Annotated in this window: 1 pseudogene (running past one end of the window); it reads right to left on the bottom strand. The window is 81.3% G+C overall.

Features of this window, described 5'->3' with window-relative positions:
* Window positions 1–315 (bottom strand): annotated as a pseudogene (locus tag CCN44_RS42305) (cell division protein FtsK) (its annotated part continues 229 nt past the right edge of the window); the annotation flags it as partial.

Here is a 315-nt window from a genome sequence, read left to right as displayed (position 1 = left end):
GGGCGGCCGGGACCGGCGCCGGAGCGGGGGCCGGATCGGGCTCCGGGACAGGCGCGGGCGCGGGCACCGGCGTGGTGTCCTCGCGCTCGCCCGTGCCGACCCCCTGGGTGAGGTCGGCGACGAGCGGGGACGGCGGCATGCCGTGCAGCACGGCACCGTCGAGGGCGGCTGCGGCAGCCGCCGCGACGTCCACGGCGTCCAGCTGGCGCTGCGGATCCGGCTGGGGCACCGCGGAGCGCCTGGGGCGCCCGCGGCGCTGCGAGAGGGCCTCCTGCTCGGCGCGCTCGGGGTCGTACGTCTGAGGGGCGGCGGAGC

This window comes from Streptomyces tricolor, assembly GCF_002155905.1.
Taxonomy (GTDB): Bacteria; Actinomycetota; Actinomycetes; order Streptomycetales; family Streptomycetaceae; genus Streptomyces; species Streptomyces tricolor.
This window is presented reverse-complemented; position numbering and strand designations above follow the sequence as displayed.